The 11,183-nt window shown below is 49.0% G+C and carries 5 protein-coding genes; all 5 read right to left on the bottom strand.

Annotated elements, in window-relative coordinates:
• Positions 1 to 117: 117 nt before the first annotated feature.
• The 5 genes from V3U24_04215 to V3U24_04195 all read right to left on the bottom strand — a co-directional run bounded on the left by V3U24_04215 (position 118) and on the right by V3U24_04195 (position 11,058).
• Positions 118 to 2,439, bottom strand: coding sequence for a protein kinase (locus V3U24_04215; GenBank protein ID MEE9166653.1), 2,322 nt, complete (start codon positions 2,437 to 2,439; stop codon positions 118 to 120).
• 453 nt (positions 2,440 to 2,892) lie between these two features.
• Positions 2,893 to 6,108 (bottom strand): CusA/CzcA family heavy metal efflux RND transporter, encoded by a 3,216-nt coding sequence (locus tag V3U24_04210; protein ID MEE9166652.1) that lies wholly within the window; start codon positions 6,106 to 6,108, stop codon positions 2,893 to 2,895.
• Complete coding sequence (locus V3U24_04205; GenBank protein ID MEE9166651.1) at positions 6,102 to 7,733, bottom strand: efflux RND transporter periplasmic adaptor subunit; 1,632 nt, start codon at positions 7,731 to 7,733, stop codon at positions 6,102 to 6,104. The genes V3U24_04210 and V3U24_04205 overlap by 7 nt, the downstream gene beginning before the upstream one ends.
• 9 nt (positions 7,734 to 7,742) lie before the next feature.
• Entirely contained in the window at positions 7,743 to 8,432 is a 690-nt protein-coding gene (locus tag V3U24_04200; GenBank protein MEE9166650.1) for a cupredoxin domain-containing protein, read from the bottom strand.
• Positions 8,433 to 10,341: 1,909 nt separating this feature from the next.
• Entirely contained in the window at positions 10,342 to 11,058 is a 717-nt protein-coding gene (locus tag V3U24_04195) for a T9SS type A sorting domain-containing protein (protein ID MEE9166649.1), read from the bottom strand.
• Positions 11,059 to 11,183: the final 125 nt, after the last annotated feature.

Raw genomic sequence — 11,183 nt, 5'->3', positions numbered from 1 at the left:
GTTTGAGTTTGGCGCCCTCGGCTTTGTAGACAACACTCATCCTACCTTCACCAGGCTTTTTCAAGATTTTGTAATGGGATATGGTTTTGCCAACTTGTCCGCTTTCTTTTTGGAGGATCATTTTTCTAATCCCATCTTCTTCAACAGGGCCTGGAACCGCGGGTCGGAGCGCAGGGGATCGAAGTAGTCGTCTACTTTGATTAAAACTAAATAGAATAATCTCTCCTCATAGGCTAGCTCCAACCATGTCAATGCCTGATCCCTCTCTTCAAGTCCAGAATAGATCAATGCTATGCCATATTCTAAACCTATCCCTCCTTTCCTTCTTTCCTCCATCACTTCGTCCAGCACTTTCAACGCCTCCTCCCGCCTATCAGACAAAGCATAGGCATATCCGAGGTATCCTAAAACAACCGGGGTGAATCTTCCCAATACCAACAACTTTTTATACTCTACAATAGCTTCCTTATACATACCTTTAGTAACATAAGCCACTGCATAAGCCTCTCCAAGTCGCCATTGTGCAAGGGCATAGTTTGGCTGTATCTCAAGCGCCATCCGGAACGATTCTATCGCTTGATCATATTGGCGATTGTGGCGATAGACGAGCCCAACACATTGGTGGGCCCAAGCTGAGAGAGGATCTAGTTCGACTCCACGTTTTGCCTCGGCTAATCCCTCCTCAAACTTCCCTGTCCGTGCTAACAACAAACCATACTCTAAGTGTGCCTCTCTACTGCCGGGATTTAATTTGATTGCACGTTGGAATGCTTGCTCCGCTCCAGCCCAGTCCCAATCGTTCAACTCTAGCACCAGGCCCAATGCGACGTGCGCTTCAGGAAGTGAATCATCCAACTCCAGCGCCTTCGCCACGGCCTTTTTCCCCTTGGACTGGGCTCCTAACAAAACGTACGAATTTCCCAACCAGGCATAAGCGGGTGCGAAGTCTGGGTCCTTTGCAATCGATTGCTCGAAAAACTCAGCCGCTCGCTGCCAACGATCCATGTATCGGAAGTGTAGGCCCCTGAGATAGAGCTTGAATGCCTCGGGATCAACCGCTTTCGCCTCTCCCAGACGCGCCTCATCCTGCGGTGTCATCTCCACTGCGATCTCCCGGGCAATGGCCCGTGCCACTTCTTTCTGTAATGACAGAATATCACGAAAGTCACGCTCGTAATCCTCAGCCCATAAATGCCGGTCCTCTGCCGCGTCAATCAACTGTGCCGTGATCCGGATCTGTTCCCCTGCAAGCAGCACAGAGCCTTCTACCAACGCACCTACTTTTAACTCCATTGCTATCTCTGGCAGCGATTTGTCCGTATCCTTGTAGCGCATGGCTGATGTCCGCGAAATCACCTTCAATGCCTTAATTCTAGACAATTCAGTAATCAACACCTCGGTCATGCCCTCGGCAAAGTATTCCTGCTCCGGGTCACCGGAAATATTCTTTAAAGGCAGTACAGCAATCGAATCTATGGCCTCTCTCTGTTCGGGAAAGAAATAAATTCCAATCAAAATAACCAAAGCAACCAGCACAGCAAGTCCGGCATACATATAAAATGGCTTTCTCTTTGACTCTTTTGTAATTGGAATGTGAGCTGCAGTAATAGCCGTCTTTCCTGTTTCAATATCTTTCTTCAACTTCTTCAAATCGGCCGAAAGATCATCCGCATGTTGGTAGCGATCCTCAGCTTCTTTTTCTAACGCCTTGTGAATGATACGATCAAGCTCCTCGGGAATATTGGGATTCAACGTACTGACAAGAAGGGGAGCCTCATTGACAATAGCATACAATACGGCCGCGTCATGCTCTCCCTTGAATGGTAGTTGTCCAGTCGCCATCTCGTACATCACTACGCCAAATGAGAATAGATCACTTCTGCGGTCTACCTTCAACCCTTCCGCCTGCTCCGGTGACATATACGCCAAAGTACCCAGTGTACTTCCCTCCTTGGTAACCCTCGTCACTCCTTTCCGCTTCGCCAGGCCAAAGTCCATGATCTTTACCAGTCCTTCGGTGGAAATCATTATATTCTCGGACTTGATGTCCCGGTGGATGATTTCTTTGCTGTGTGCGGCATTGAGTCCCTCAGCCACGGGGATGGCAATATTCAACAGTTCTTTTGTCTTGAGGGGCCCCTTTTCCAACTTGTCCTTGAGTGTCTCACCTTTAACATACTCCATGGCGATGAAGATTTCGCCTTCCGCGTCATCAATTTCATGGATGGTCATAATATTTGGGTGTTCCAAGGCCGAGGCGGCTTTCGCCTCATGGATGAAGCGTTGCTTATCCTCATCGCTGCTGCTCAGGTGAGCCGGAAGAAACTTCAGTGCAACATAACGGTCCAGCTTAAGGTCCTCGGCTTTGTAAACAACACCCATCCCACCTTCACCGAGTTTTTCCAGAATCTTGTAGTGGGAAATGGTTTGGCCTATCATGGTCGTTTAGCTAGGAGCCCAAGCGTTCGCCAGAATGGGTCCTTGAATCCTAATCGCATGTTTCATCGAGATGGGTTCAGACCCGCCGTCGGAAATATGAATTGAAGTTACTTAAAATGCAATGAAATCCCGTCGCATCCTTTCACACGTATCAAACTGATATCCGTCAATTTGATATCCGTTATCCGTTAGATTTGGTCAATATTGAGTAAGTTTGAACACTGTCATCAACCCACAACATCAATTTGTATAAATGAAAAGACCCGTCGAGAACTTGGTTTCTCGACGGGCTAAATAACAGTCGGGGCGGCGCCCCGATTTAAGTCGGGACAACCCCCTGAACCCCATTCAGATGCGTTTTTAGAACTCCTCGTCGACTAAGCGGCAGATTAAGACTACTAAGAAATGTTGCAGAAAATCAATTATTTTCGCCGAGAGGAAGAAGGTCCTGTTCTAGTCCTCGCCTCCTGATCGTCTCTCTAAACCATCTCGATTCTTGTTAACTGTTCCGGATAATTCCCCTTTTTTCCACAGCGCAAAAATAGCTGGATAGACGGTCAGCTGCAGAAGGAAAGATGTGATCAGTCCACCTACCATCGGTGCTACAATCCGTCGCATCACGTCGGCGCCTGTACCGTGGCTGAACATGATGGGCAGGAGAGCAATCAAGGTGGTAAGAACCGCCATCAATTTGGGGCGAATTCGCTGGGCCGCGCCTTCGACAATGGCCCCCTCCAGGTCCGCCATGGTCTTCATTTTCCCTTTATCTTTCCAATCTCTGTGGGAAAGTCTGAGATACAGTAGCATAATGACACCTGTCTCCGCATCGATACCTGCCAGTGCTATCAGTCCCACCCAGACAGCCACACTCATGTTATAGTCTAACAGATAAAGGAGCCAGATAGCACCAATGAGTGAGAAGGGGACAGCTAGTAAAATGATAAGGGTTTCCGCGACCGATCTTGTATTGAAATACAGCAGGAAAAAAACGATGATCAATGTTACCGGTACCACAATCTTCAGTTTCTCTTTGGCTCGCTCGAAATACTTGAACTGCCCTGCCCACTCCAATCGGTAACCTGGCGGGAGATTGACACGTTCCGAGACCACCGCTCGGGCGTCCATCACATAGTCGGCAATACCACGGTCCGTTACATCAACAAAAACAAATCCCACCAACTGTCCGTCCTCGTTCCTGATCATGGGTGGTCCCGTCACAAAGTCGATATCTACGAGTTGGGTGATAGGAACCTGGGCGTTCGTGGGAGTGGGAACCAGGACCCTCTTCAACATTTCCGGATCATCCCGGTATTCCCGGGCATACCGGACATTGACAGGATACCGTTCCCGTCCTTCCACAGTTTGGGTTATGTTCATCCCACCGATAGCCGACATAATGATATCTTCCACATCCCCAACCGTCAGACCATAGCGTGATGCTTCCTTGCGCTTGATATTGAAATCTACGAAATATCCACCGGTCAGGCGCTCAGCAAAGGCGCTGCGAGTATACTTTCGCGTCCGGGAATCTTCCAGAAGCACGCGTTCGATCTCAATTGCTACTTCTTCAATTCCAGTCAAATCTGGTCCAAACACCTGTATCCCCAAGGGACTGCGAATTCCTGTGGCCAACATCTCCGTCCGAGTCTGGATAGGCATCCACCATATGTTGGGCATTCCAGGATAGCTGAGTTCTTCATCCATCTCCTGGACGATCTTATCCCAGGTCATTCCCGGTCGCCACTGGTCTTCTGGTTTTAGGATGACGACGGTTTCCACCATGGAAAGAGGAGCCGGATCCGTCGGTGTGGTTGAGCGGCCGATCTTGCCGAAAACAGACTCAACCTCGGGAAATTGCCTCAATTGCCGGTCCATGGATTGAAGGATTGTCCCCGCTTCCGTGATGGACATTCCCGGCACGGCCGTGGGCATATAGAGAATAGAGCCTTCGTTCAGAGGTGGCATGAATTCATTTCCCAGACGGAAAAAAGCAGGTATCGTGAAAATCGTAATCAGAACCGTGACAGCGATTACAGAGAGCCGATGCCTTACTACAAACCTGACGATGGGTGCATACATGGCAATAAGCCAGCGGTTCAGGGGGTTTTGTTTTTCACTCCGAATCTTTCCGCGGATCACCATAACGGCTAGGGCTGGTGTCAGAGTAATCGCCAGGATACTTGCAAAAGCCATGGAATAGGTCTTAGTGAAAGCGAGCGGTTTGAACAGCCGTCCTTCGGTATGTTCAAGCGTGAACACCGGAAGAAAAGAAACGGTAATCACCAGCAATGAGAAGAAAACACTGGGACCTACCTCCTGCATAGCCCTTATGATTACGGACGTGCGATCTTCCGCTCCCCCCTCAGATTTCCATGCCTCAAGCTTTTTGTGAATGTTTTCAATAATGATGATGGATGCATCCACCATAGCTCCGATAGCCACGGCAATACCTCCCAACGACATGATATTCGCCGTCAGGTTCTGGGCTACCATGGGAATGAATGCCAGTAGCACGGCTATGGGCAGGGTAACAATGGGAACCAGTGCGGAGCGGGCGTGCATCAGAAAGACTGCAATAACAACACTGACGACAATCATCTCTTCAAGGAGTGTCCTTTTCAGGGTTTCAATGGACCGCAGAATAAGATCTGACCGGTCATAAACGATGACAAGTTCAACGCCCTCTGGCAGTGACACTTGGACTTCCTCCAATCGCTTTTTCACGTTGTTGATCACCTTCAGGGCGTTTTCGCCGTATCTCATGACAACGATGCCACCAACCGTTTCTCCGTCACCGTTCAGTTCAGCCAGACCTCTCCGCATGTCCGGACCCAACTGGATGGTCGCCACGTCTCGCAAAGTTACCGGAATCCCGGACTCGCTCACCATAAGTGGGATATCCTCCAAGTCTTCTTTCGACTTGATGTAGCCTCTGCCCCGGATGAATTGCTCGTGACCGGCAATTTCAATAACTCGTCCTCCCACGTCGTTATTGGAGCGTCGAATTGCCTGAATGATCTTCTGGATCGGGATGTTGAACGCGAGCACCTTGTTCGGATCAAGATTAACCTGATACTGTTTTACGAATCCCCCTACCGAGGCCACCTCCGCCACCCCCTTCACGCTCTCAAGCCAATATCGCAGATACCAATCTTGAACTGTTCTCAGTTCAGAGAGATCGTGTTTGCCGGAACGGTCCACGAGGGCATATTGGAACACCCAGCCCACTCCCGTTGCGTCTGGTCCAATGGTGGGAATCACCCCCTCAGGTAGTTTCCCAAGGGCCGAGTTTAGATATTCCAGGACACGGCTGCGGGCCCAATACATGTCCGTGCCGTCTTCAAAGATCACGTAAACAAAGGAAAGTCCCATGAATGACTGACCGCGAACAAAATCTACATTGGGGGCTGCGAGTAGGGTTGTGGCAACCGGATAGGTGATTTGATCCTCTACCAGGTCAGGGCTTCTTCCGGACCATTCTGTAAAAACGATGACTTGGACGTCTGAAAGGTCGGGTATGGCATCCAGGGGGATATTCCGCAGCGAGTAATAACCCCACAACGCCATCGCCATTACGGTGATGAACGTGAGAAAAGGATTGCGTGCACTGGTAGCAATGATGCGCCCAACGATGCCGTTGCGAGACGGATTTTCATTGCGGTCTACCATTTCGCCACCGCCGCTTTCATCTTGCTCTCCGCGGCTATGAGAAAATTGGCTGATGTAACGACCGTTTCCCCCTCCTGGAGACCTTCCAGGACCTCAAAAACATCCTTGTTTTTTACACCCACTTTTATTCTAACAGGTTCAAGACGCCCCTCTCCTCTGTCCACGAATACAAGTCTTGTGTCCCCGGCGTAGATGACCGCGCCTTCCGGGACTGTAAGCCGTTCACCCAAGGGAATCTGCAGCTCTACATTGGCGTACATTTCCGGCTTCAATGTCCCGTCGGGATTGGGTACTTCCATTCTGAATCGTGCCGTGCGCGTCTTGGGATCGAGGTAAGGATAAACATATGTTATTCTCCCTTTCTCCCTCCACTCAGGAAGATAAGAAAGGGTAATTATTGCCTCCTGTCCTGCTCTTACAAGGGGAAGCTCATATTCGTACACATCGGCTTCCACCCAGACGGTGGCTAGGTCGGCAATCCGATAGAACATTTTTCCTGCGTCTATTCGACTACCCCTGACCACGTGCTTTATCACAACAACACCGCTAGCCGGAGAAAGGATGGGAACATATTCGGAAGCTTGACCTGCCTGTCGCAGTCCCGTAATCTGATCCTCTGTGAGATCCCAGAGAAGGAGACGGGTATGAGCTGCTTTGAGAATCCCGTTTCGTTCCGCACCTTTATCCCTTGAGCGTTTATACCCATCCAGATACTCATTCTGTGCCGTAAGCAATTCAGGACTATAAATAGTAAACAACGGCTCCCCTTGTCGGACAAACTTTCCGGTATAGTCGGCGAATATCTCCCCAATCCATCCACTGAACTTCAGGCTGACATCTGTGAGGCGGGCCTCGTCATAGGTTACTTTTCCAATGGCGCGAATAGTCTGGACCAGATCTTGCCGTTTCACCTCACCGGTCTTGACTCCAATAAGCTGACGCCTTCGCGCATCGACGATCACCATACCTGTTTCTGCCTCTTCACGGGTCACAGGCACCAAATCCATGGCGCAGATGGGACAGGTACCGGGGTCATTGGACCGAACGGAAGGATGCATAGAACAGGTATAGTACGCGATATCACCCTCCGCACCGCCTGTTTCCGCTGCAGAAGATTGTACAAAAGTAAGTCCGGCAGACTCCGGCACTGTGCTGAAAGTAAAATCTGCGTGACGGCCATCAACAGTCCGTACATCCATCACCAAGGTCAATGTGCCTTCGGTGGAAAGTTCAAACGTTGCTCGGTAGTCACCCTGACCGTTTTCCTTGAGTATCACGGCATTATGTATTTCAGCCATGCTTTTTGTGTCCGGTACTTCCTCTCGACTCTCAGGATTAGTGACTATCCGAATTGCTGCCCCTTCGATGGGAATTCCGTGCCGATCCTTCAGATGAACGTCAAGCCTGTTCTTCCCTACAAGAGGTGGATCGGGTTTCAGCGCTGTTGCTATTGTAAAGGGGCCTGCGGTGAACTCCCTCGAAGCGCCTGACAACTCAAGTGCGTACTCTTCTCCCACGAACCAACGAAGGATCCCCTTCCAATAGAAGATTGATAGACCCAGGAGAATGACTGTGATCACAACACCAAAAGCATATGGTCTAATAAGCTGTAGAATCCTCTTCATTTCGTCCCCCTATAAAATCACTTTAATAGTCCCCTTGATCATATCCATTTGACAGGCAAAGCCTATGTCTCCCGTTTTCGTGGGGACGATTTCTATATCAACTTCCTGATCTATCGGCAGTTCTCGCTCGATTTGCAAGGCCGGGATCACCACGCGCGTAGCGCAGGTTTGTTCAGTGACTCGCTTGAACCGCAAGATAACGGCTTTTCCACTTTGAACCATAAGGGTCGCCGGCGAGAATCCTTCTTTGTCAACCACAATGGGAATAATCCGTGGAGAGGTCTCCGACACAACCCGTCTTTCAACCCTCTCTTTGATATGCTCTTGTCGACGCCCTGTCACATTTCCAGAATACATGTCCATGGGACACACAAAAGCGAGCTGTTGACCTGACCGCAGTGTCGCTGAAATGCGCACCGCTTTGTTGAGGGGAAGTTCATACCGAAGATCAGTGTAAGGAAAAATGACACTTGTAGCACACGTTTTGTCGGTAGTCCGGAGAAATTCCAGGACTAGCGACTCATCGATGTTGGCAACTATAGAATCAGGAGTGAACCCATCGGGTCCTACCATTATCCTGATAACCCTCGGTTGTGTTGCCGTTGCCTCATTTCCTGCCCTACTTTTTTCAGAAGATGAACAGGCAGGCAATAGAGAAAGAGCAGCCCACCCCAGGACAGCTAGTCTTAATTTGTTCATGGAAATCCTCCTTTTCTGCAATGAAAGGTTGTGACCACAGGCTTTCTTCGCCCGGATCAAAAATAGTGTGATTTTTCTACTGGGTTATGTCACGCCGACTAAAATCGGTCGACGTAGGAGGACTCAACAGAGGAGAGCGTGAGTGAGAATATAGGTGGGGATGGTTAATGAAGACCCTTGATTCTGAGGCGGTTTATCTCTTAGCCGATCTCCATTCGCTTCCGGTGCTTTCTCGCAGACCATCAGAGGACCTGGGGGAAGATTTTTCAGATGACTTACAGAAGAGTCAAGATGTGTCTTTGGGAAAACACCCTTGACCGCTTCCACAGTATCATGACTTACGGTACAACAGGATCCGTGGCTTCGGATCCTAGTGTTATTTTCTGATTCTTTGCCCTGGCAGTCAGGGAGCTTACAAGAATCGTGATCGCCCATCAGATTATCGCTTTCCTGATTTTCTTCATGATAACAACAGCAGTTCGACATCGTTTCCGCCAGGGACATGCGACAGGAATATGATGTTTTTCCAGCGGCAGCATTGGAAGCGAGGACGCTGAAAGAAAGTATTGCTATGGAAATACGGTGCATGAGTATCCCATATGTCAAACCTGGAATTTCGGACAATCCATAACGCATTCCGTTTAGGAAACGTAAGAAATTTGGACCTGTTTGTGCTTCACTGGTATTTGCTTTTCTACTTCACATAAACTTGAAAGTTCCTGGAGGGGACGACCAGCCGTTCTTCAACGCTTTTTCAAACAGAATTGCAGCCGAGACCTACTTCTTCCGACGAGAACGCTCCGCCCTTACAAGGCGGTTGACCATTCAACTCGACTCTTCTATCTCAAATTGGTCACATCCTTTTATGAGTATCAAACTGATATCCGTCAATTTGATATCCGTTATCCGTTAGATTTGGTCAATATTGAGTAAGTTTGAACACTATCATCAACCCACAACATTGATCTACATAAATGAAGAAACCCGTCGAGGAGTTGGCTTTTCGACGGGCTAATAACCAGTCGGGGCGGTCCCGATTTTAATCGGGGCGACCCTCCCGATCGCCATCGGGATGCGCTTCCGGGCTGGTGTCTGGCAAAGGTTAATTCATTCTGCCCGGGCGTGTCCCTAATATCTGTATCCCTAAAAATGTATCCCTAAAATGGGTATATTTGACCATATTTGACAGATTATGATTAATCTCGGAGCTTACCAGTCTTTATTTATGAATGATGAGACCCCGTCAAGAAACGGGGTTTATCGAGAGCGGAGAGGGAGGGATTTGAAACCTAAAGCACTACCCATAGAATAGGGTTAGAAATCCCGTAAAATAGGTTCTGAGCGACGCAGGTCGATTGTGCGATAAAAGGAGTACCGTAAGCGAGAATCTGGCTCCTGAGAACAAATCAGCCCATGGTATCGAAAAATGCAGTGCGTGCCATTGTGTGAAAAGTTCAGTCGATTGAATGACTTGATGAACTATGCAGAGTTGACGTTCAGGCGCATGATGGTGTCCAGGCCGAGATAACTTCACCGAGGAGAACAGCCCAAAAGTCCCACCTGGGAGTTTTTAAAATGCCCAATTTTAGAATAAAGGGTGATTTTGAGAATGCGGGGAGCGCCAGGAAAACAGTGAGAAACCGGGGATTTCCTGGTACCTGAAGAGATTGGCCGGACACGGCGGGCCTGCTTTCCCTGTCGATATTACTCACAGTTCGTTGGGCACTTGTCCCAACAGGCGAGTTACCATTTCTTTTGTCGCTGCCTCAGGCCGAATTGCAGCCAGATTGCAGCCGAGACCTACTTTTTCCGACGAGAAGGCGCCGCCCTCATGAGGCGGCAGAATTTGACTAAGATAGGAGGGAGAGACTGTATCCTTTTGTAGCGGCGTGTCGTTTAGGAGAGGACTCTATCTCATTAAGATCATCTTGCGGGTCTGGGTAAATTCACCAGCCTCAATTCGATAAAGATAAACTCCGGAGGCCACCTGCTTGCCCAGTTCATTGCTTCCATCCCAGACAACTGACTTGTACCCGGCGTCTTGGATAGAGTTGTCCAGTGTTGCTATTCTCCTACCAAGAATGTCGAGAATCGTCATAACAACACGAGATTGCTCTGGTATTTCGTATCGAATCACGGTCGTTGGGTTGAATGGATTCGGGAAGTTCCGCTGAAGAACATATTCACTCGGCAATTGATGTTCATTGTCCAAACCAAGAGAGGACTGCAAATCAACTTCCCAAGAATCACCATTTGACGTCCACGTATTGTTATCTGGACCACCAACATAGGCAACGGCACTAAAAATCGTGAAAGAAATCTCATCATTCTCGACTGCCCCTTCATCTTCCGTTGTAGTCGGATCATCCCGATATACGTGCAAGAATCCGTAACTGCCTGCGGTACCAATAGTAAACTCACCACATAGCACGCCGTCTGGATCATATGCCTTTACTACCTTTCCCACCGCAACGGGTGTCCCATCATTTGTTACAGCATCCCCGTAGAAGTCCACCCATTGATTGGTCGGGGTAACCTGGGCTTCCAAGAGTTCAACTCCAATCAATACGCTTACGGCAGTCATAACACGGATCATGCAGTAGTTTGAAGAATTACTTGTCATCATTTCACCTCCCTTGACTGAAGTGGCAGGTGGACTTCTCAAGTCCACTTACCGGGCCATTATCGCCATATCTCCAGACGACCACCAATTTCCTCATATGGCACAATGCTCCACAGGAGTCATCTGAT

It is taken from the genome of Candidatus Neomarinimicrobiota bacterium, from assembly GCA_036476315.1.
In the GTDB taxonomy this organism is placed as follows: Bacteria; Fidelibacterota; Marinisomatia; order Marinisomatales; family S15-B10; genus JAZGBI01.
The sequence above is the reverse complement of the archived record's forward strand: the minus strand, read 5'-3'. Positions and strand labels throughout refer to the sequence as shown.